Source organism: Arthrobacter alpinus (genome assembly GCF_001445575.1).
Classification (GTDB): domain Bacteria; phylum Actinomycetota; class Actinomycetes; order Actinomycetales; family Micrococcaceae; genus Specibacter; species Specibacter alpinus_C.
The window spans coordinates 2,752,147-2,772,360 of sequence record NZ_CP013200.1; the positions used below are offsets into that span (position 1 = coordinate 2,752,147).

Consider the following 20,214-nt stretch of genomic DNA (forward strand, 5'->3'; position numbering starts at 1 on the left):
TTGTGCTGCCCAGGTGGGCGTGATCGACGCGCGCTGATGGGGCGGGGCTCAGGGCTTGCGAACGCTCCAAGCCCAGGCGATCAACGGCACCTGCAGCGGCAGCCTCACGGCATGGATTCGCTTGGTCTGAGATGTTCCCTCCGGCCCAAATGCTCGCCGCAACGCGGTGAGGTGGCCGGCGGTGAATCCAACAAACATCAGCGTCGTGGCAATGGCTGTGACGTTGCGGGTACGCGGTATCAGCAATCCAACTACTGCCAGCGCCTCCGGGACGGCCGACGCCAGAACCCATTGCTTGCGTGTCATGACGCCGAGCCTTCCACCCTTGTCGCTGCACAATGAAGGCGGAACCACAGGATAGTAAAACGCAGGATTCCTCACGTGGTTGACGGCGCTAGTGCCCAGGAGGGCCGCCAAGGCCCATGTTTTTACGGTGTTTACTCGCATCATGCCTTCCTTAGGTGGTTTTCGAACAACACTAGCCGGTGGACTCAGCAATCCCGCTGAAGAGAAACTGGGAAAAGCTGCGAATACATGGGAATAGATGCCCTGACATTGGCGCTTACCCCAGTGAGCCGGTGTTCTATGCTGATAGCCAGCCTCGAACCGTCACGGCACCCTCATCATTTCCGCACCAAAATAGACCAGGACCCACCATGTCACTTTCCACCGCTGAAGCGCCTGATCGGCTCTCGGCCAGGGACCGCACCACCATCGGCGTCCTTCTCGTTTCAGCCTTCGTTGTGATCCTCAACGAAACCATTATGAACGTTGCACTGACCGAACTGATGGACAAGTTCCAGGTATCGGCGTCTGCGATCCAGTGGCTCGCCACGGCATTCATGCTGACCATGGCTGTGGTGATTCCCACCACCGGCTACCTCCTCACACGCCTGCCCATCCGCACAGTCTTCATGGTGGCCATGGGTCTGTTCTCGGCGGGCACACTCCTCGCTGGACTAGCTCCCGGTTTTGAGGTGTTGCTGGTGGCCCGCGTCATCCAAGCATCGGGAACCGCCATCATGATGCCGCTGCTCATGACCACCATTTTGGATCTGGTACCTTCGCACCGCAGGGGCGCGATCATGGGTAACGTCTCCATCGTGATCTCGGTAGCGCCCGCCATCGGGCCCACGCTGTCCGGACTGATTTTGCATTCGCTGTCTTGGCGCTTCATCTTCTTGCTGGTGCTGCCCGTCGCGGTGTTTGCCCTGATCCTGGGTTCACGACTTCTCCCAACAGGTGGGGAGCGGAGCCACTCAAAGCTCTCGGTAACCTCACTGCTCATCTCCATTCCCGCCTTCGGTGGTCTGGTCTACGGCTTGAGCGGCATTGGATCGCCCGACGCCGGCACTCACCTGATTGCGCTCGTGGCACTTGGCGTATCGCTGGTCTCGCTGGCTGCGTTCGTGATCCTTCAGCTGCGACTCCAGCGCACAGACAGCGCGCTTTTGGACATGCGTCCGTTCCTGCTGCGCCAGTTCACACTCGCCCTAGCCTTGATGGTCATGGCGATGTTGGCCCTGTTCGGCGTCATCATCCTGTTGCCCATGTACCTCCAAAACGTTCGAGGCTTGGATGTACTCACCACCGGATTGGTGATGCTCCCCGGCGGCATACTGATGGGTGTGCTGGCTCCTTGGGTGGGCAAATTGTTCGACAAGGTGGGGGCTCGACCGCTGCTGATGCCCGGTGGCTTGCTGCTCTCTGCCGTCCTGTTTGGCTACACCCAGCTGAACGAGACCACTCCCCTCGCCATGATCATCGGCATGCACCTGGTCATGTCGGTGGCGCTGGCCTTCATCTTCACGCCCGCCTTCACTGCCGGACTGAACCCGCTGCCGCATTCGCTGCATTCGCACGGATCAGCATTACTCTCCACGCTGCAACAGTTGGGTGGGGCGGCCGGTACAGCGCTGCTGGTGGGCGTCATGTCTGCCGGAACGTTGGCGGCTGCAGCAGCTGGTAAGGATCCGATCGCCGCACAGACTGCCGGATTCAGCAATGGATTCATGGTGGCCGGATGCGTGGCCTTGGGCATCGCGGTCATTGCCGCGTTCATGGGCAAGTCCCGCGACGCATCCTCCTCGGAGCCTGCGTCCACCACTGCAAAGGCTACTAGCGCAATGCACTAATGCTTGGGCTGTCTCCTTGAACTTTGAACCCGGCCTGCCGCCTGCTTGATAGGTGGCGGGCCGGGCTTTTTGTTGGTGTTAGCGCGCCTCCAGCGGAGCGCCAGGACGGAACGCCAGGCGTGCAAAGCGCTCACCCATGAGGCGGTGGGTTTCACTGTCCGGATGGAGCGCATCTGAAAGAGGATGCGTTTGGGCATCGCTCTCACCATAGAGTGCCAATCCGTCGAGGAAATGCAGATTTGGATCGCTTTGTGCGCGTGCGCGGACTATCCGCTCCAATTCGTCCCGAATGATCCGCAAGGTGAGCTTTCCGGCGGCAGTTTCCAGCGGGTCCCCGGTGGCGATGAAACGCATTTTTCCTTCGGCAAGGGCGGCCATGTCGAAGGCCCCGGGGCCAGGAGTGTCCTCATGAATTCCACAGAAGACGGGCGAAACCACCAGCAAAGGCGTCTCCGGATGCCCGTCGCGGAGAGTGTCAAGGAATCCGTGGACGGCCGGTCCGAAAGCGCGCAACCGCATCAGGTCAAGGTTGACTATGTTGATGCCCATCTTGATACTGATGGCATCAGCCGGTGTGTCACGCATAGTGCGTGCAGTAAAAGGATCCAACAGGGCGCTGCCACCAAAACCGAGATTTGTCAGTTCCATTCCACCCAAGCGGGCAGCAAGAGCGGGCCAAATCGCCGTCGGACGCGTGGCATTGGAGCCGTGACTGATGGAGCTGCCGTGGTGCAGCCACTGGGGGCGAACGCTGACCGGCTGTGGTTGAAGGGGTGCGTCGCTGCGAAGCTCCAAGAGCTCAGTGACCTCATTGTGGGGTAGCCAGAGTTCAATATTTTTTAGCCCCGCTGGCAGGTTCGTGAAGCTACTCGTGCAGCTGGGGCCCTGTTCACGTGAGGGGACTCCGGTGGCCATGTCAATGGTTGTCAGAATGCCGCCGTTGGTGACGGACTCTCCGAAGACTGAGCCGTCCACCACGATTTCAATGACGCCATCGGGTCGAGACGGGGCTCCCGCATAACTGGTACGCGAGCGTACGGTGTCTAGCTCGATGGTGGTAGACGCAGTCTGAAAGACGATGCGCACTCCGGAGGGCTGCTGCTCGACCATGAGGAGCTGTGGATCCCCGTTGGCCTGGGCGCGTGCGCTGGAAGGTAGGCGATGGACAATGGTGCCCGTCGCCGTGCTCTCCAGTTCGAGGGCGCCGCGAATAAAGCTGGCCGGGATGGGATGGGTGGTAATCATGTGGCTCCAGGGCGTCTGCGGATTGCTGGGTCGGGGTGCGCTGCTGCGTCCATCTTTACATGTGAGGGGCCCTGGGTGCCTCCCTCGAGTCTTCTTCGGGAAAGGTCTACAGCAGATTAGCTGCTGCCAGACTCCTGGCTGGTTCTGGTTCTGGTTTGGAATTCGTTGCGCCGCGACGAGCCCGGAATGCACCAAGTGTTTTATCGAGCACGATTCCTAGCAGACCGGCAACGAGCATGGCTCCTATTAGACCTAGCAGCGGGTGTTCACGCAACCAGGATCCAGCCAGCGCTCCAATAGCTACTGAGTAGATGGCCCACAGCGTTGCGGAGAGGGCCGACACTGCCACAAACCTACGTCGATTGTACCGAGTAGCCCCGGCGGTGAGATTGACGGCAACCCTGGCTACGGGGAGGAACCTTGCCACCAAGATCATTGAAACTGCCCGTTGTTCCAGCTCTGTCTCCGCCTTGGCAAATGCACGCTGCATCATCGGCCGGCGCAGCCAGGCAAAGCGGTGTTTTCCTAGATGGCGCCCGATCATGTAGGCGACATTGTCGCCGAGAAATGCGCCGACAGCAGCCGTGAGAACCAGTAGTGAAAGCGCAGACCACCCGTGATTTACAGCCAGGGCAGCTGCGCCAACCACCAGGGTCTCGCTGGGAATGGGAGGGAAGAAGCCGTCCAGCAGGCAAAAAACCACCACCACCACGTAGGCCCACGGCTGTCCTGCCGCTGCCATCAAAAAGTCAGTCATGACTGCACGCTGCCGTCGGGTTCATTGCGGGGATATCCATGTCTTCAACGCTACGGTTACCGGCGGGGCGCCACCATGGGGATATCCCCCTATTCACCCCTGAGGAAACCCGCAGTGTTGGCTTACATAAAGCGGTGGTGCGGTGACCTCGAGTGGTGGTTCTAGGACCTGTCAGTTCCCAATTGTCTGCGTATTGACGCCGTCGCCTACACCGACTGACGGCATTCTCGATCACTGAAGGTGAGTTTGACGCCATCGCCTAGTGACGCCGTCGTACTTGGAAACGACGGCGCAGGTTAAGGTGCCACCGCTAAGCGGCGCTCTCCTCAACATCCTTGGGGCCGGAAAGGTCCATCTCCAGCAGTGGCACAACTTTGGATTTGCTGACGAATCGGTGAATGAGCCAGAGGCCCAGAAAGATGGGGATGCCAATATAGGACGAGAGGACTTCCGCTCCCCGGCCAGCAAGAATCGCCTCGTAGTTCTGCCCGGCGATCACCAAGATGAGCACCGTGAACGCCAAGATGGGCCCAATGGGGAAGAACGAGGCTCGGTACGGCAGATCGCTCACCTTGTTCCCTTGGGCAATGAATCCGCGCCGGAAGCGGTAGTGCGAGACCGCGATGCCAGCCCAGACAATGAATCCGCTCAGTCCCGAGACGTTCAGCAGCCACGAGTATGCGGCACCTTGGCCCACGATCGCGCTCAGGAAACCGAAGAGTCCGACGGCGGCCGTGGCCAGCAGTGCGGCCATCGGCACGCCTCGGGAGTTGGTGCGGCCGAAGATCTTTGGGGCCTTGCCGTCGTGCGCCATGGCGTAGAGCATGCGCGTTGAGGCGTAGAGCCCGGAGTTACCGGCCGAGAGAATGGCAGTTAAAATCACGGCGTTCATCACAGCTGCGGCGAAGGCAATGCCCGCCCGTTCGAAGACCAAGGTGAAGGGTGAGGCGGCAATGTCTGCTTCCCCGGATGCCAGCAGGCTTGGGTCGGTAAAGGGGATCAGGCAGCCGATGACAAAGATGGCGCCCACGTAGAAGATCATGATGCGCCAGAAGACTGAGCGGATAGCGCGCGGGACCTCGCGCCGTGGGTTTTTGGCTTCGCCTGCCGCCACGCCCACCAGCTCGGTGCCTTGGAAGGAGAACCCGGCGATCATGAAGACGGAGATGATGGACACCCAGCCACCGTGGAATACGTCTTCACCGTTTTGCCAATTCGACATTCCTGAGTGGCCGTCGCCCAGGATGCCAAAGATCATCAGGACACCGGCGATGAGGAACAGGATTACCGCAACCACCTTGATCGAGGACAGCCAGAACTCGCTTTCCCCGAACGCCTTGGATGAAAGCGCGTTTACTGCGGTGAGTAGCACCAGGAAAGCTCCGGCCCAGAGCCAACCAGGAACCCCTGGAAACCAGAAGTCCATGATGATGCCTGCGGCCACTAGTTCCGCGGCCACGGTAATGGCCCAGTTGAACCAGTAGTTCCAGCCAACGGCGAACCCGAATGATGGTGAAACAAAGCGAGTGGCGTACGTCTGGAATGAACCCGCCACAGGAATCTTGGCGGACATCTCACCCAAGGACTGCATCAACAAGAAGACCATCAAGCCCACCAGAATGTAGGCCAGTAGGGCTCCACCGGGACCGGCCTGAGCAATGGTGCCACCGGAGGCCACGAAGAGGCCGGTGCCAATAGCGCCACCAATCGCAATCATCTGCAGGTGACGGCTGCTCAGGCCGCGCTTGAGCTCGTTGTCAGCGCCGGACCCTTCTTGCTTGGTGCCGGTTACGGCAGCCTGACCGTGGGAAGCAATCGCTGAATCGACAGAGGTCCTGCTCATGGGTGGTCCTGCCCGGCCCGGCGAGCCCTAGACCACGGTGAAGAACAGTGTTTCTGCTGCATTTGCGACCTTCTGGTGCGTGCCCTGGGATGTCAGGACGACGTCAATTTCTTCGTTCCAGACCTGTGGGGGCGGAGCGGTGGCGGAGAATGGTTGTCTGGAGCCCAATATCTGAGGGCAACACTCCATTATGACGGGGTTTTTCCACAAACCATGAATTAGTGGTGGGAGTCACTGCCCTTGGCCAAATTAGCAAACACCCATTCCCTGTGGCCGCACGCGCCCGGATCCCGCGTTGTGGTGCGTGTTGCCCGGCTCGGCATAAATCTCCAGGCTTTTCCGTGGTCCACTCGACGCCGGTATCATCGACCAGCTTGGCGAAGAAGTCTTCGCTGACCTGTGCGTTGTATGCCTCGCTGTAGGTCATGCCCGCAACATCGGGAACTTCACGCTTTTCCTGGACTGCCATGGCCGTGGTGCTGGGGGTTTCGCTCGGGGACGCGCCGGAGAGGCTGCCGGATGCGAGTTCATGGTGGGATTGGCTGAGATCAAGGGGACCTGGGATGTGGTGCCGGAGCAGGAGTCGTGACAGCGGTCTTGGTACGACGACCGCTACGATTCTGGCGATGACCCGGACGATGACTTTGGCGAGGACGTGGTGCGGTGGGATCCGCCGTCGTGCCTGTCCCGCCGCCAGCCCATTGCCGCAATTCCCCACACGGCCAGGAACAGTCCCACCAGCAGCAAGCCGGCATGGCCTAGATCCAGGTTGGCGAGCCACGTTGAGACCGGATCCTTCAGGCCTAGCACGTCTTGCATGATGCCCGCGATGGTCAGGGCCGAAATGAACAGGGCCGAGGTGGAAGACAGCCCGGTGATGACCATGTTGAAGCCGATCCGTCGGGTTGGGTTCATGACGGCGGAGCGGTACATTTTCATCATTGCCATGCCGTTGGCTGTGTCGCACAACGTCATGGCGGCAGCGAACGCCAGCGGCAATGCCATCAGGGCTGCAATGGATATGCCGGCCAGGGCGGCCGAGGCTGTCAGCAGCAGGAAAGCGATGGTGGACGCGGTGTCGAAGCCCAGTCCGAACAGGAAGCCAAGCACGTAAATATCGCGGGGCCGCTTCACCCTGGACAGCGGCTTGTCCATGAGGCGTGCGACCATGCCTGTCGGTGCTAGCTCATCATCCGCAACCTCCCCTCCCCCACTGACACGCCGGAACAGGACGTTGGCCTTCAGGAACGCAGCGCCGTTGAACAGCCCGATGGCCAACAGAAACAACGCCGAAACACTCGCACCAAAAACGGCCAGGGTCATGTTTGCTGCCGACCCGTCCTGCAGCACGGCACCCATGATGCTGGCACCGCTGACAACGAGGACTCCCGCCAGCAACACCACGGAGCTGTGGCCCATGCTGAACGCGAAGCCGACGCTCACCGGCCCCCTGCCCTGGGCGGCGAACTTGCGGCTCGAGTTGTCGATTGCGGCGATGTGGTCCCAGTCGTAACTGTGCTTCACGCCGGCCAGATATGCAGTGATCACCAGGCCGATGGCCAGCGGATGAACATCTGTCAACAGTGAAAAAGCCACGAGCCCCGCCACGACGATGTGCAGCAAGGCCACTGCCAGGAACGTGGCGCCCATCCTGCGGGCGACCGGAAGCTTCTCACGTTCCAGATATCCGAGGCGGGCAACGGCGGGCACTAGTATTTCCTTAAGTTCAGGGGTTCTTGGCCGTGCCAACGCTTCCGCAGAAGATCGACGGCGGCAGCCAGCATTTCGTTCAGTCGTTCCGTTGAGTGGGACAGGGCACGCAAGGCCAGACCCGGGCCGTCCAGCAGCGTCAGTCCCAGCTGGCCGCCGTCGTTCTTAGGAGCGAGCAGCGCGTGGAGTTCATCCACCAGCGCCTGGTCCACGCGCGCATCCATGACCAGCAGTGAGGCGAGGTGCGTGTACTCGGCCATGAAGCATGTGCTGTCAACGGGCGAGCCGCTTCCGGGGCGAATCAGCAGATTGTCCAGGACCGTCAACCGGCCGCCGATGGAGATCTCATTGCGCATGCGGATCTCGTCATACCGGAACAGCTTGCCGTCCGGCGACCAGCCGGGCGTGACCACCTCGGCCATGACCAGCGACGCCGTAGGGTCCATGTCCACCGCCGTCACCTGGGCATAGGTGGCCTCGCGATAGGCGATCAGCGGATCGGGCAGCAACTCCAAGCGTGAACCGGCACCCAACAAAACGCGCATGTGCTGCTCGGCGCGATTATTCGGCGTCCGGTACACCTTCGTGGCCGACTGCGTGGTCAACAGCAGCTCGGCCCCGTCGGCCACCGCGACCTCGATGAGGTACTTGTCCCCGCCCAAATATGCGCCACCTGGGTTGATGACCACGTAGCAAACCTGCCCGGACTCATCCAGGTAGTGCGGGCGCAGGATCCGCAGCGCCCCGTCGTGAAACTGCTTGACCGCGATTGAGCGGCCTTCGCGCCGGTCGATGTCCAGCGACAAAGTCCCCGCCCACTCCTGAGGCGCAGCCAACCGCCCCACGGTGACGGCTGCGGTCACCTGGTTTCCAAGTCAAGCATCAGCACGTCGCGCTTAAGCCAGTTGAGGACGTGTTCCAGGCCGTCGTCGGTCTTCAGATTCGTGAAGCAGTACGGCTTGTGGCCGCGGAACTCCAAGGTATCGGCCTCCATCACAGACAGGTCAGCGCCCACGTAGGGGGCCAGGTCGGTCTTGTTGATGATGAACAGGTCCGCCTTGATCATGCCCTGCCCGGCCTTTCGCGGGATCTTCTCGCCCTGCGCCACGTCGATGATGTAGATCGAAAAGTCCACCAACTCGGGGCTGAACGTCGCCGAGAGGTTGTCGCCACCCGATTCAATGAAAATAACCTGAAGGTCAGGATGCCGCGCCTCCAGCTCCTCCACCGCCGCCGAGTTCATCGAGGTGTCCTCACGGATCGCAGTGTGCGGGCAGCCGCCGGTCTCAATCCCGATGATCCTATCGAGTGGAAGCACGCCGTTCGCTGCCAGGATCTTCGCGTCCTCGATCGTGTAGATGTCGTTCGTGATCGCAGCGCTTGAGATCTGCCCGTCGAGGGCGCGGGTCAGGCGCTCCACGAGCTGCGTCTTGCCGGCGCCGACCGGTCCGCCAATGCCAATCTTGATGGGCTTCATGTGGTTTCTCCTTCTAAAGTGTGTGGGTCATGACATGAACATGCGGGCGCGTTGGCGCTCGTGTTGCATTTGGGCAATTTCTAGCCCGGGGGCTGTGACGCCGAAGTCCTCGCGTCCCAGCGTCTGGATAAGAACGACGCCGTCCCGCACCTCATGGTGCGCAGCGGCAAGGACACGCTGGCCGGCGCTCTGGCCGAGGGGAATACCGCGGATCGCATTCTGCGTCAGCGACGTCACGGTGGAAAACAGGTACGTGCTCAACAGTTCCTCCAGCGGCACTCCCAGGTTCTTCCCGGCGATGGCAAACGCCAGTGCCGGGTGGCCGGCGCACTCCCCCGAGCCGACCGCCACCGCATAGTCCCCAAGTTCCGCGCACGGGAAGACCGAGCCGGCGATATCGAGCATGCGTGCACCCATCTTCACCCCCGCTTCCTGAATTTCCCGGGGCAGGGCCGCCGCGTGCAGTTCCCGGTCCACGCGGAACAGTTCTGCCTGGGTTTCGGCATCGTAGACCAAGCGGATGGCGAGCCCGTCGGAGTGGACGAGCTGGATCCGGATGAACTGGGTCAGCCAGTTCGCGAAGCTGTTCTCGTCGTGGACAATCCCGCGATCGAGGTGGGTTTCCATGCCGAGTGAGTGGCTGAACGCGCCGGTGGGCAGCGCCGAATCGCTCAGCTGCAGCAGCGGCAACAGGTAACTCGGTGCGGGCGCCATCTTAGTGTGTGTGCTCTGCGTGGCGAAAGGGCACGGGCATGACGCGTTCCTGCCGCGAATACGGCACGCCCACGTGTTTGAGGTAGTCCTCCACCGTGTGGTCGTAGGCGAGGACCATGACCTGGGCTTCGTATTCGCTGTCCTCACCGAAGAACTGGGCCTGCATGTGCCGGTTGCCCAGGTTGTGCGCCACGATGCCCATCTCCTTGACGGACTCCGGGGCGATTACCAGAACGTCACTGTGCTCGACGGAGATCACGATGGCGTCCGTCTCGTCCACATACAGGACGTCACCGTCGCGGAGGTCTGCTGTCGTCTCGCCGGCCAGCCGGATGCCCAGCTCACGGCCATGATCGGTGGTGACGCGTTGGATGCGCTTGACCAGCAGGGCCGAGGGCAGCACCACGCGTTCCTCATGCAGTTTTTCCAAAACGGAGGGGTCGAAGGTTTGTGTGGCGGGATCGAACTTATTGCCAAGGATGGCGTCAATAATCAATGGTTCTCCTGTTAAAAGAGGAAGTAGCGTTGGGCCATGGGCAGCACGCTGGAGGCTTCGGCCGTGACGACTTCGCCGTCAACACGCACCTCATAGGTCTCGGGATCCACCTGGATGTCGGGTGTTTCGCCGTTCAGTTTCATGTCCGCCTTGGTGAGATTGCGGATGCCGTGGCAGGCTCGCACCTCGTGCGCCAGGCCCAACTCGGCCGGAACCCCGGCGTCGACTGCAGCCTGGGACATGAACGTGATGGAGGAGGAATGCACGGCGCGGCCCAGGGTTGCAAAATTGGGCCGGAAGGTGCGTGGCTGCGGGGTGGGGATGGACCCGTTGGGGTCCCCCATGATGGACATGACCATCTGGCCTCCCTTGATCACCATCTCCGGTTTCACGCCGAAGAACGCAGGTTCCCAGATGACGAGGTCGGCAAATTTGCCTTCCTCGATGCTGCCAACATAATCGGAGATGCCGTGGGCGATGGCCGGGTTGATCGTGTATTTCGCAACGTAACGCTTAAGCCGGGCGTTGTCACCGACCTCGGGGTCGTCGTCGAACTTCCCGCGCTGGCGCTTCATGGCATCGGCCACCTGCCAGGTGCGCAGGACCACCTCGCCGACGCGGCCCATGGCCTGGGAGTCGGAGGAGGTGATGGAGAAGATGCCCATGTCGTGCAGGACGTCCTCGGCGGCGATGGTTTCCTTGCGGATACGGGAGTCTGCGAAGGCCACGTCCTCGGGGATGTCGGGGCTGAGGTGGTGGCAGACCATGAGCATGTCCAGGTGCTCGTCGATGGTGTTGACCGTGAAGGGAAGCGTGGGGTTGGTGGACGCCGGGAGCACGTTGGGCAGGCTGGCGATCTTGATGATGTCCGGCGCGTGGCCGCCGCCGGCACCTTCGGTGTGGAAGGTGTGAATGACACGCCCGGCGATGGCCTTGATGGTGTCCTCGACGAAGCCGAATTCGTTGAGGGTGTCGGAGTGGATGGCGACCTGGACGTCGAATTCGTCGGCAACCTGCAGCGACATATCGATGGATGAGTGTGTGGCGCCCCAGTCCTCGTGGACTTTCAGGCCGATGACGCCGGCGCGTACCTGTTCCGCGAGTGGTTCGCGGGCGCTGGCATGGCCCTTGCCGAGCAGGCCGATGTTGATGGGCATGTTGTCCACGGCCTGCAGCATCTTGGAGATGTGCCATTTTCCGGGCGTGACGGTGGTGGCCTTGCTGGCTTCGGACGGGCCGGTGCCGCCGCCGATCAGCGTGGTGACGCCGCTGGCAAGGGCGACGGGGACCTGGTCGGGGCTGACGAAGTGCACGTGCGTGTCGATGCCGCCGGCGGTCATGATCTTGCCTTCACCGGCGATGATGTCGGTGGCGACGCCGATCGTGATGTTCACGCCGTCGGAGATGTCCGGGTTGCCGGCCTTGCCGATCTTGAAGATGTGACCGTCGCGGAGGGCGACATCGGCCTTGTAGATGCCGGACCAATCCAGCACGATGATGTTGGTGATGACGGTGTCGGGGATGTCCTCATCCCGGGTGCGCTGGCCGTTTTGGCCCATGCCGTCACGGATGACCTTGCCGCCGCCGTAGACCACTTCCTCGCCATATCTGGTGTGGTCATGCTCGATTTCTAGAAACAATTCGGTGTCGGCGAGGCGGATAGCGTCGCCGGTGGTGGGGCCGTAAAGGTCGGAATACTGCTTGCGGCTCAGTTCAAAGCTCATTGTCCGTCCTTTTCGGCTGCTTTTGTCGCCGTGTCAGCGGCGGGGGCCTGCCCGGCACCTGGGCGGGCGTCTGCGCCGTCGAGCTTCCCATTAACCTGGTCACGGAAGCCGAAGACTTCCCGTGTTCCGGCCAGCTGGATCAGGTTCACGGTCTTGGCGTCACCGGGCTCAAAACGGACGGCCGTGCCTGCCGGTATGTCCAGACGGCACCCATAGGCGCTTTCACGATCGAATTCCAAGGCATCATTGACTTCGGCGAAGTGGTAATGCGAGCCGACCTGAATGGGCCGGTCGCCGCGGTTGATGATTTGAAGCGAAATGGCGTCCGTGCCGGCATTACACGTCACTGGCTCCGAACGCAAAATGTATTCTCCTGGTTTCACGGGAGTCACTCCTTTTGGCGCCTCTGGGGGCCTTGGATTTAGCGGATGGGGTTGTGCACGGTGACGAGCTTGGTGCCATCGGGGAAGGTGGCCTCGACCTGAACATCCTTGATCATGTCCGCCACCCCTTCCATGACGTCGTCACGGGTGAGGATGCTGCTCCCCCAGCTCATGAGATCGGCAACTGTGCGTCCGTCTCTGGCCCCTTCGATCAGCTCATAGGTGAGGATGGCGACCGATTCTGGATGGTTGAGTTTCAAGTTCCGGGACTGCCTGCGACGGGCCAAGTCTGCGGCGACAACGATCATGAGCTTTTCGCTCTCACGGGGCGTCAAATGCATGTATTCCTCCTCAAGGAACTAACGGATCTAAGTCTCCACCCGTTATCTGCAACCGGCGAGAGACTACGCCGGGAGGTCCGTGGAATATTGCTAGGTTAGCATGGCCTTTTGCCGGGGCATAACTCCCGTGATCGTACGGAAATTGGGGTACAGCTAGGGGTTTGCGTCGGCCGCACAGACCGGCCCGCCTAGGCGAGTTACGCCGTCGTACCTCAACGGCGAGTTTTACGAGCTGCCTGCAACCAGGGCCGCAATAGGCGCGTGCTCAGCGGCAGCATGTAATACGTCATGATCGGCGTCAGGATGCCTACATTCAGCAAGACAGCCAGTGCCAGCGGCCAGTCGCCGGTCACAGGGCGCAACAGGATATTGGCCAGCAGGCTCATGGGGAAGAACGGAAGGAAGATGCCCACGGCTTGCTTCCACCGGGGCGGCACCACTGTTTCCGGAACGGTAATAGAAACATCCCCGGGCTGGTCAAACCACCCCTCGATGCCTGTGCGATGCTCGACTCTGGTGATCTCCATGAGTCCACCACTGCTGTCAATCCACCACTTACGTTCATGTGAGTCATCCCAGGCTCGGAGTGTTTCCGCGTCGGAAAAGCGGTACATGACGTGCCATTCATTGGAGTTCAGGTTGTTGCGAACCCAGCCCGATCCGAGGTACCCGGGCCACTCTCTGGCAAGCTCTTGTCCGGCCAAGGCCCAAGCAGCGAATTGGCGGTGATAGCCGTGCTGGACGGTTCGGGCAATGGACACGGTAACTGGTTGAGAAGAAGGCACCGAATTAGTGTAGTGGCATAACGCAAGCCCTATCCACTATGTGGACTGAACAGGAAAACCTGGCGGACACGAGGCGTCCTGAAGTGAACGGCACGCCGTAGTGGTGTTCGGGTGAATCAGGTACTTCTGGTGGCCCTAGTGGCGTGGTTTTTCATAGCTGCCATGGGTAGCGATGAGTCCCATGATGACGGTGACAACAACAATGAATCCAATGACAATGGCCAGTCCCCACATATTCACGACGGTCAACTCCTTGAGTTAGGCGGCACGGAGGCCACGCGGCGAACGGCAGACGGAGGAAAATTGTGTTCGCTTACTCCCATCATGCACCCGCAGACTGGATGGAAACAGGGGCCCGGTAAACATGGCCCAATACCGGAAAGAGCTTTTCATGGCGGTGGGCATGGAGCCCAGCTATCATCGAAAGAAATTCCTTCCAGCAGCGGAGCATCCCCATGCAGCTCGGCACGTTTTCGGTCAGTCTCGCAGCCAAAGACATCAAAGCCTCAGTGGCGTTTTATGAAATGCCCGGATTCACCCATCATGTGGGCGATCTGTCCCAGAATAGGCACGTCATGAAAGACGGGGACGCGGTTATTGGGCTGTTCCAAGGCATGTTTGAGAAGAACTCGCTAACCTTCAACCCGGGCTGGAACCAAGACGCTCAGGCTGCTCCCCCGTTCACGGACGTGTGTGAGCTCCAGCAGCAGCTCAAGGAAACCGGGGTGGAATTTCTGGCCGAGGCAGACCCCGATACCACCGGACCAGCCAGCTTCGTGGTGGTCGGTCCGGACGGAACCCGGTGATCGTGGATCAGCGCGTCCAAGCAGCCAGCCCCTCTGGAAGGACGAACATGAAACTGACATTGACGCAATTCGTGAGCCTTGACGGCGTATCGCAGGGTCCGGGTTCACCGGATGAGGACACCAGCGGTGGGTTTACCCGCGGTGGTTGGTTTGTCCCGCACATGGATCAGGACTTTATCGATCAGGCGTCCGCGTGGCTCGAGCTTGCCGACGCCTTGCTGCTGGGCCGCCGCACCTACACTGCTTTCGCACGTGACTGGCCGCTCATCACCGATCCGAATGATCCCTTCACGGCACGCATGAACAGCCTGCCCAAATACCTCGCTTCCAACACGCTGACACAGGGTTCATGGAATCCCACCACCGTCCTGTCCGGCAACCTCGCCGAATCGCTGAGGCAGCTCAAGTCCACTCCTGGCGGTGAAATTCAAATTCACGGCAGCTCCACGCTCGCCCAGTCGCTGTTCGAGGCTGGGCTGATCGACGAACTCCGACTCGTGGTGGCACCCGTAGTTGTGGGCAGCGGCCGCCGCCTCTTCCCCGACGGTTGTGCACCCGCCGGGCTCGAGTTGCTCGAGAGCCGCAGCACTCCTGGTGGCCTGGCGCTGCATAGTTATCGGTTCACGGGGCCTCCCGACTATGCCACGTATACGGGCGTGGGGGACGTTCCCTTTTCCTGAACTACGACGGCGGCACGCACCTTTCGCCTCCCGTGCGAGACTTGGGGCATGGATTTGACGGTTTCCCCGGTACTCACCATTCCTGCCAGTGAACTCATCTGGCGGTTTTCACGCTCCTCAGGGCCCGGCGGTCAGCATGTGAATACCTCCGACAGCCGAGCGGAACTGCTGTGGAACGTAGCCGAATCGTCTGTCCTCACGCAAGAACAACGCGAGCTCTTACTGGAGCGGTTCGGTAAGCGGCTGGTGAATGGTGTCATCACCGTGGCGGCGCATGAACAACGCTCGCAGTTGCGCAACCGTGAGATTGCGCTGGGGAAATTGGGTGCGCTCGTGGCTGCGGCACTGGTCCCTGACACCGCTCCCCGCAAGAACACCAAGCCCAGCCGGGGATCCAAACGCAGGCATCAGGCGGCTAAGCAGCAGCGTTCTGCAACGAAACAACTCAGGCAGCGCCCGCACTCGGACTGACGCCGCTAGGGTTGAGCCATGACACGGACAGTGGCGGTGCTTCTGGCAGCAGGCGCCGGGACGCGGTTGGGGCTTGGGCCCAAAGCGCTGCTAACTTTTCGCGGAACCACTCTTGTTGCCCATGCCGCAACGGAACTGCTGCGCGGTGGCTGCTCCGAGGTGATCGTGGTGGTTGGTGCTGGCGCCGCGCAGGTCAGGGCCACTCCCCTGCCCCCAGGCTGCCGGATTGTTGAGAACCCCCGGTGGGAAGAAGGCATGGGTACCTCTTTCGCCGCTGGGATTGCTGCGGCCACTGACGGTGTTGATTACGGCGTTGGTGAAGGCGACGGTGCTGGCTGCGTGCTCGTGGCGCTGGTGGACCAGCCAGGCATGAGCTTTGGGCTCATTGAGATTCTGCTCGCTCTGCACAAGCCCGGGCGAATCACTGCGGCCGGGTACCGCTCCCCTTACGGCGTGGAGACTGCCAGAGTGGAGAACGCCGGAGTGGAGACTGCCGGAGTGGACGGCACCGCGAACGTGGGCCCGGCGGGCATCACCCGTGCAGGCGCCTACGTTGCAGCCACCGTGGGCCCGGGCAAGTTGCGGCGCGGGAATCCAGTGGCGTTCTCCGCCAACCATGCCCGGGCGGCAGCTGCTCTTGCCGCGGGTGATTCCGGTGCCCGTACCTACCTCGCCGCCCATCCCGAGCTCGTTGACCTCGTCGATTTCAGCCCGTACACCGACGGTGCCGACATCGATACCCCAGCGGACCTCCACTTCTTGGAGTAACCGGTGCCAGACTGACCATGGCTCACCAAGTCCACGGCTCAGGGGCTGCAGGGCCCATGTGTGTCATCGAAGATGTGACATCCAAGACGTGACCCGGCCGCTGGGAATACCGCCCCAACTCTCTAGGTTGTGCCAGATGTTGTCCATCAACCGAACTCTGGAGATGTCCTTGAACTTGTTTTCCCCCGTAACACTAGGCAGCTTAGAACTTCCCAACCGCGTGGTTATGGCCCCGCTCACGCGCTCCCGATCCGGTGTGGATGGCGTGCCCGGGGACCTGGTGGTTGAGTACTACCGCCAGCGCGCGTCGATGGGGCTGTTGACCAGCGAGGGTGTTTACCCCAGCTTTGCCGGCCAGGCATTTGTGCGTCAGCCGGGTCTAGTCACCGATGAGCAGATTGCTGGCTGGAAGCGAGTCACCGACGCCGTGCACGCAGACGGCGGGCGCATCATCGCCCAGGTCATGCACTCGGGCCGCGTTACCCACCAAGGCACCAACGGCGGACGCCAAGTAGTGGCCCCGAGCGCCATCGCAATCGACGGCGTGACCCGCACCTATGAGGGCAAGGCCCCTTACCCGGTCCCCCACGCATTAGAGGAAGGCGAACTGGCTGGCATTATCGGCGAATTCGTCCAGGGTTCCATTAATGCCATTGCTGCCGGATTCGACGGCGTGGAACTCCACGGAGCCAACGGGTACCTGCTTCACGAATTCCTGTCCCCTGCATCAAACCAGCGCACTGACGAATACGGCGGCAGCCCCGCGAAACGTGCACGTTTTGTCATCGAAACCGTGCAGGCCGTGGCCCAGGCAGTTGGCGCCGATAAGACGTGGCTGCGCATTTCACCCGAGCACAACATCCAGGGGGCACTGGAAACGGATGCAGCCGAAACATTAGCCACCTATTCGGCGTTGGTAGATGGCATCTCCACGCTGGGCATGGCTGGACTGAGCATTTTGCACAAGGATCCTTCGGGAAACCTAGTACAGACACTGCGTACCCGTTTTGGTGGACCCGTGCTGTTGAACACCGGATTTGAGTCTGTCACCACGCTCGCCGATGCACAGTCCCTGACCGAGTGGGCAGACGCCGTAGTTGTGGGCCGCCCTGCCATTGCCAACCCGGATCTGGTCCGCCGCTGGGCCGAGAACCTGCCCCTCAACGAACCAGACTTCGCCACGTTCTACACCGAAGGCGCGGCCGGATACACCGACTACCCGTTCTGGGCGAACTAGCCGCCCACTAGCCCGCGGCTGCCCCACTGGCGCCCAAGGCACCAGCGCTGAGGCACCGCATAGCAGTCGAAGGTCGGCACCCGCCCGGGTGCCGACCTTCGAGCGCATTGTGGGAACCGTCGTTTAGCATGGGAGACATGCGATGGTTTCTTTGATGAGGCGGGAAGCGTCCTTTGGCGCGCGTCCCTCTCCGGGGCTACCCCGGGGTATGCAGTATTGCCTGATCCATGCACCGCGGGTGCGTCACTGCGCTCCGCGCAGCAGCGCACCCGCACAGACAGCCGAGTCATCAAAGAAGCCATCGCAGCCATGACCACCGGCCCAGCGTCCGAGCCTCCCCTGCCCGTGGGGCCAGCGTGAATCCTGCGGTGACCCGAGCCGCGGCCACCCTTAAACGCACTCCACGCCCGTCAAGCTCTGCGATCGCGCAAACCCTGGCGCAGGCCTTCTTGGCTTCCCCTCAGTGGACCAAGGCGGAACTCGTAGCTGCCGGTGCCCATGCTCTGGGAGCACGACGGCGTTGGCTGGGACCGCTGGCTGCCCAAGTTGTGCGCGGGTACCCACGCCCGCCGCTGGATGCTCCACGCGAACTGGGCGCCATGATCGGCAGCTGTGACCCCTTTATAGAGGCAACAGCCAAAGCCCTCCAGCAACGCAAGCCCATCCTGATCGCCAACTATGTCTTGGCCCCGTCGGTGGCCCGGGAAAATAGGCACGCGGGCGTCCCCCAGATCGGCACGCTGGGCGAGCTGGCCGAAAGGCTGAAGCTGAGCGGCGGAGAACTGGAATGGTTCGCAGATCCCAAACACTGGAATCGAACGGCTGCCCGCAAACTCCAGCATTACCGCTATGAGTGGCGTACGCGTCCGGGCAGGCTGCCTCGGCTGCTGGAGATACCGGCACCTAGGCTGCGTGCCCTCCAACGAACCGTGCTGCGGGAGCTGCTCTACCCACTTGAGCTCCATGACGCCGCGCACGGATTTGTACCGGGCCGCAGTGCCGTCACAGGAGCTGCGCACCATATGGGTCGGGACGTGGTGTTGAACCTGGATTTAGTGACCTTCTTTGCCAAGGTAACTGCCGGACGGGTGTACGGCACGCTGCGGCAGGCCGGCTACACCGAAGCCGTTTCCCACCGTCTGGTTGGCATCGCCACCCATGTGGTTCCGCCCCGGGTGCTCGCCCAAATGCCTTCCGGTGGGGACGCGACCCAGCGGTTCGCGCTGCGCCAATCACTCTCCGTGCCGCATCTTCCGCAGGGCGCGCCCACCTCGCCGACACTGGCGAATCTCTCGCTGCGCCGGCTCGATTCGCGCCTTGCGGGCCTGGCGGAGAAGTTCGACGGCGGCTACACCAGATACGCCGACGACCTCGCATTTAGCGGTGGCCAGGACTTGGCACAGCATGCTGATGCGTTCTTGCGTGCGGCCACCTTGATCATCGAAGACCAAGAGCACAGCGTAAACCAACAAAAGACTCGAGTGCGCCGGTCTGGGGTCCGGCAAATGGTGACCTCGGTGGTGGTCAATGAACGCACCAATGTTCCCCGCCCGGACTTTGATCGGCTCAAGGCCATCATCCACAATTGCCGCATGCATGGACCCCAGTCGCAAAACCGGGAAGCTCGCAGCGATTTCCGTGCGCATTTGCTGGGCCGTATTTCTTGGGTTGCAGTGCTCAATCCTGCCCGCGGCGCCAAACTCCTCCAGGATTTCCACCGCATCCAATGGTGACGGCACCCTGACTGCCACCATCTGAGGCGTCCTCAGCGGGCTTCAGGCCTTACCGACCCAGCCCGGGCTTGGAACTAGACGCGCCTCAGGCCGGCAGCCCTACTGCGTCTCGTTGAGATGGACCATGGCGTCATAGAGCTGCTCGGTCGTCATCGGCGGCTCGGGGAGCGAATGTGCCCGCTCAGCCCGGTAGGCGTCGAGCATCAGGTGGAGGTAACGCCGCCAGGCTTTGGGCGCCGTGGTGCTGGTGGCATCGACGATTCGGCCGAGCGACCAAATGAGATTGACGATGTCGGCCTGCGTGATATCGGGGCGAGCCTTCCCGGCTTGTTGGGCTCGCGCGAGCACGTCCTCGATGTGTTGGCACATCTGGTCGTGGATGCACTCGGTTTCGGGATTGTGGGGGAATCGTCGGGAGAGGAAGTCGTTGAAACCCCGGTCCCCGGCCTGCATGCTGAACAGGTTCTCCAAGTAGTAGACGAACCCGTCCCACGGATCGTCCATCGCAAGTGCCCTGTTGGCCCTATCGAGGAACTCTTGGAGCCGTGGTTTGAAGGCGGCCATGAGCAGGTCCAAGCGTGTCGGGAAGTGGCGATACAGTGTGCCGATGGCGACGCCGGCGTCGCGCGCGATCTTCTCTAGGGAGGCATCCGCACCGCGTGCGGCGAATTCGCGCTGCGCCGCGGCGATCATCTTGTCGCGGCGCTCCTGGGTGTCGCGGCGCCGGGGCATCCGCATCTGTTCAACGTCACTGTGGCTCACTTCATCAGTCTACAACTGATACTGAGGGTAGCCTCCGCTATGGCGTTGCTCTGGAGGTCCGGAAACTTTCTCCCACCTTGAGGCGCTGATGCGGAATAAAGTGAGGCACCCCTCCGTTTGGAACAGTATCAAAGACCGGAGGGGTGC

At 61.6% G+C, this 20,214-nt stretch carries 21 protein-coding genes; 7 read left to right on the forward strand and 14 right to left on the reverse strand.

Annotated features, from left to right (window positions below; all coding sequences use genetic code 11):
* Positions 1 to 48: 48 nt before the first annotated feature.
* Positions 49 to 450, reverse strand: a complete 402-nt coding sequence (locus tag AS189_RS12205; RefSeq protein WP_062289291.1) for a DoxX family protein — start codon at positions 448 to 450, stop codon at positions 49 to 51.
* 206 nt (positions 451 to 656) lie between these two features.
* Here AS189_RS12205 and AS189_RS12210 point away from each other — a divergent pair, with 206 nt between their 5' ends.
* Positions 657 to 2,135, forward strand: a complete 1,479-nt coding sequence (locus AS189_RS12210) for an MDR family MFS transporter (RefSeq protein ID WP_062289293.1) — start codon at positions 657 to 659, stop codon at positions 2,133 to 2,135.
* 78 nt (positions 2,136 to 2,213) lie between these two features.
* Here the strand turns inward: AS189_RS12210 and AS189_RS12215 are convergent, their stop codons facing one another.
* From AS189_RS12215 to AS189_RS12270, 12 genes are all read right to left on the reverse strand, one after another.
* On the reverse strand, positions 2,214 to 3,380 hold the full coding sequence (locus AS189_RS12215) for an SGNH/GDSL hydrolase family protein (RefSeq protein ID WP_062289297.1): 1,167 nt from the start codon (positions 3,378 to 3,380) through the stop codon (positions 2,214 to 2,216).
* A gap of 106 nt (positions 3,381 to 3,486) precedes the next feature.
* Positions 3,487 to 4,137 (reverse strand): DedA family protein, encoded by a 651-nt coding sequence (locus AS189_RS12220; protein WP_062289301.1) that lies wholly within the window; start codon positions 4,135 to 4,137, stop codon positions 3,487 to 3,489.
* Between the two features lie 310 nt (positions 4,138 to 4,447).
* On the reverse strand, positions 4,448 to 5,980 hold the full coding sequence (locus AS189_RS12225) for an amino acid permease (protein WP_082634265.1): 1,533 nt from the start codon (positions 5,978 to 5,980) through the stop codon (positions 4,448 to 4,450).
* 612 nt (positions 5,981 to 6,592) lie between these two features.
* Complete coding sequence (locus tag AS189_RS12230) at positions 6,593 to 7,690, reverse strand: HoxN/HupN/NixA family nickel/cobalt transporter (RefSeq protein ID WP_062289304.1); 1,098 nt, start codon at positions 7,688 to 7,690, stop codon at positions 6,593 to 6,595.
* Positions 7,690 to 8,553, reverse strand: coding sequence for an urease accessory protein UreD (locus AS189_RS12235; protein ID WP_062289308.1), 864 nt, complete (start codon positions 8,551 to 8,553; stop codon positions 7,690 to 7,692). Before AS189_RS12235 ends, AS189_RS12230 begins: the two co-directional genes overlap by 1 nt.
* A complete protein-coding gene (gene ureG / locus AS189_RS12240) occupies positions 8,550 to 9,167 on the reverse strand; it encodes an urease accessory protein UreG (protein WP_062289311.1) in 618 nt (205 codons plus the stop codon). Before ureG ends, AS189_RS12235 begins: the two co-directional genes overlap by 4 nt.
* A 27-nt stretch (positions 9,168 to 9,194) precedes the next feature.
* Positions 9,195 to 9,881: an urease accessory protein UreF gene (locus AS189_RS12245; protein ID WP_062289314.1), complete on the reverse strand. Its 687-nt coding sequence runs from the start codon at positions 9,879 to 9,881 to the stop codon at positions 9,195 to 9,197.
* A 1-nt stretch (position 9,882) separates the two neighbouring features.
* Positions 9,883 to 10,377 carry an urease accessory protein UreE gene (ureE, locus tag AS189_RS12250; protein ID WP_062289317.1) on the reverse strand — a complete coding sequence of 165 codons (495 nt, stop codon included), beginning with the start codon at positions 10,375 to 10,377 and terminating at the stop codon, positions 9,883 to 9,885.
* Between the two features lie 11 nt (positions 10,378 to 10,388).
* Complete coding sequence (ureC, locus tag AS189_RS12255) at positions 10,389 to 12,101, reverse strand: urease subunit alpha (protein ID WP_062289320.1); 1,713 nt, start codon at positions 12,099 to 12,101, stop codon at positions 10,389 to 10,391.
* The gene (locus AS189_RS12260; RefSeq protein ID WP_062289324.1) at positions 12,098 to 12,484 is read right to left on the reverse strand and encodes an urease subunit beta; all 387 of its coding nucleotides are present in this window, start codon (positions 12,482 to 12,484) and stop codon (positions 12,098 to 12,100) included. Before AS189_RS12260 ends, ureC begins: the two co-directional genes overlap by 4 nt.
* Positions 12,485 to 12,522: 38 nt before the next feature.
* Positions 12,523 to 12,825, reverse strand: a complete 303-nt coding sequence (locus tag AS189_RS12265) for an urease subunit gamma (protein ID WP_062289327.1) — start codon at positions 12,823 to 12,825, stop codon at positions 12,523 to 12,525.
* A gap of 212 nt (positions 12,826 to 13,037) precedes the next feature.
* The gene (locus AS189_RS12270; protein WP_062289331.1) at positions 13,038 to 13,610 is read right to left on the reverse strand and encodes an antibiotic biosynthesis monooxygenase; all 573 of its coding nucleotides are present in this window, start codon (positions 13,608 to 13,610) and stop codon (positions 13,038 to 13,040) included.
* Between the two features lie 455 nt (positions 13,611 to 14,065).
* Between AS189_RS12270 and AS189_RS12275 the strand changes: the two genes are divergently transcribed.
* The 6 genes from AS189_RS12275 to AS189_RS12300 all read left to right on the forward strand — a co-directional run bounded on the left by AS189_RS12275 (position 14,066) and on the right by AS189_RS12300 (position 19,305).
* Complete coding sequence (locus AS189_RS12275) at positions 14,066 to 14,416, forward strand: VOC family protein (RefSeq protein ID WP_129587263.1); 351 nt, start codon at positions 14,066 to 14,068, stop codon at positions 14,414 to 14,416.
* Positions 14,417 to 14,463: 47 nt separating this feature from the next.
* Positions 14,464 to 15,096 (forward strand): dihydrofolate reductase family protein, encoded by a 633-nt coding sequence (locus tag AS189_RS12280; RefSeq protein WP_062293581.1) that lies wholly within the window; start codon positions 14,464 to 14,466, stop codon positions 15,094 to 15,096.
* A 48-nt stretch (positions 15,097 to 15,144) separates the two neighbouring features.
* A complete protein-coding gene (arfB, locus tag AS189_RS12285) occupies positions 15,145 to 15,567 on the forward strand; it encodes an alternative ribosome rescue aminoacyl-tRNA hydrolase ArfB (RefSeq protein WP_062289334.1) in 423 nt (140 codons plus the stop codon).
* An 18-nt stretch (positions 15,568 to 15,585) separates the two neighbouring features.
* Entirely contained in the window at positions 15,586 to 16,335 is a 750-nt protein-coding gene (locus AS189_RS12290; RefSeq protein WP_062289336.1) for a nucleotidyltransferase family protein, read from the forward strand.
* Positions 16,336 to 16,471: 136 nt separating this feature from the next.
* The gene (locus tag AS189_RS12295; protein ID WP_237759835.1) at positions 16,472 to 17,572 is read left to right on the forward strand and encodes an alkene reductase; all 1,101 of its coding nucleotides are present in this window, start codon (positions 16,472 to 16,474) and stop codon (positions 17,570 to 17,572) included.
* A gap of 449 nt (positions 17,573 to 18,021) precedes the next feature.
* Positions 18,022 to 19,305: a reverse transcriptase family protein gene (locus AS189_RS12300; RefSeq protein WP_160320830.1), complete on the forward strand. Its 1,284-nt coding sequence runs from the start codon at positions 18,022 to 18,024 to the stop codon at positions 19,303 to 19,305.
* Between the two features lie 99 nt (positions 19,306 to 19,404).
* Here AS189_RS12300 and AS189_RS12305 read toward each other — a convergent pair whose 3' ends face one another.
* Positions 19,405 to 20,067, reverse strand: coding sequence for a TetR/AcrR family transcriptional regulator (locus AS189_RS12305; RefSeq protein ID WP_062289342.1), 663 nt, complete (start codon positions 20,065 to 20,067; stop codon positions 19,405 to 19,407).
* Between the last annotated feature and the right edge of the window lie 147 nt (positions 20,068 to 20,214).

Coding starts and splice junctions, on each gene's coding strand:
- AS189_RS12205 (WP_062289291.1), bottom strand. CDS start 450: ATGATGCGAGTAAACACCGTAAAAACATGGGCCTTGGCGGCCCTCCTG.
- AS189_RS12210 (WP_062289293.1), top strand. CDS start 657: ATGTCACTTTCCACCGCTGAAGCGCCTGATCGGCTCTCGGCCAGGGAC.
- AS189_RS12215 (WP_062289297.1), bottom strand. CDS start 3,380: ATGATTACCACCCATCCCATCCCGGCCAGCTTTATTCGCGGCGCCCTC.
- AS189_RS12220 (WP_062289301.1), bottom strand. CDS start 4,137: ATGACTGACTTTTTGATGGCAGCGGCAGGACAGCCGTGGGCCTACGTG.
- AS189_RS12225 (WP_082634265.1), bottom strand. CDS start 5,980: ATGAGCAGGACCTCTGTCGATTCAGCGATTGCTTCCCACGGTCAGGCT.
- ureG (WP_062289311.1), bottom strand. CDS start 9,167: ATGAAGCCCATCAAGATTGGCATTGGCGGACCGGTCGGCGCCGGCAAG.
- AS189_RS12245 (WP_062289314.1), bottom strand. CDS start 9,881: ATGGCGCCCGCACCGAGTTACCTGTTGCCGCTGCTGCAGCTGAGCGAT.
- ureC (WP_062289320.1), bottom strand. CDS start 12,101: ATGAGCTTTGAACTGAGCCGCAAGCAGTATTCCGACCTTTACGGCCCC.
- AS189_RS12265 (WP_062289327.1), bottom strand. CDS start 12,825: ATGCATTTGACGCCCCGTGAGAGCGAAAAGCTCATGATCGTTGTCGCC.
- AS189_RS12275 (WP_129587263.1), top strand. CDS start 14,066: ATGCAGCTCGGCACGTTTTCGGTCAGTCTCGCAGCCAAAGACATCAAA.
- AS189_RS12280 (WP_062293581.1), top strand. CDS start 14,464: ATGAAACTGACATTGACGCAATTCGTGAGCCTTGACGGCGTATCGCAG.
- arfB (WP_062289334.1), top strand. CDS start 15,145: ATGGATTTGACGGTTTCCCCGGTACTCACCATTCCTGCCAGTGAACTC.
- AS189_RS12290 (WP_062289336.1), top strand. CDS start 15,586: ATGACACGGACAGTGGCGGTGCTTCTGGCAGCAGGCGCCGGGACGCGG.
- AS189_RS12295 (WP_237759835.1), top strand. CDS start 16,472: ATGTTGTCCATCAACCGAACTCTGGAGATGTCCTTGAACTTGTTTTCC.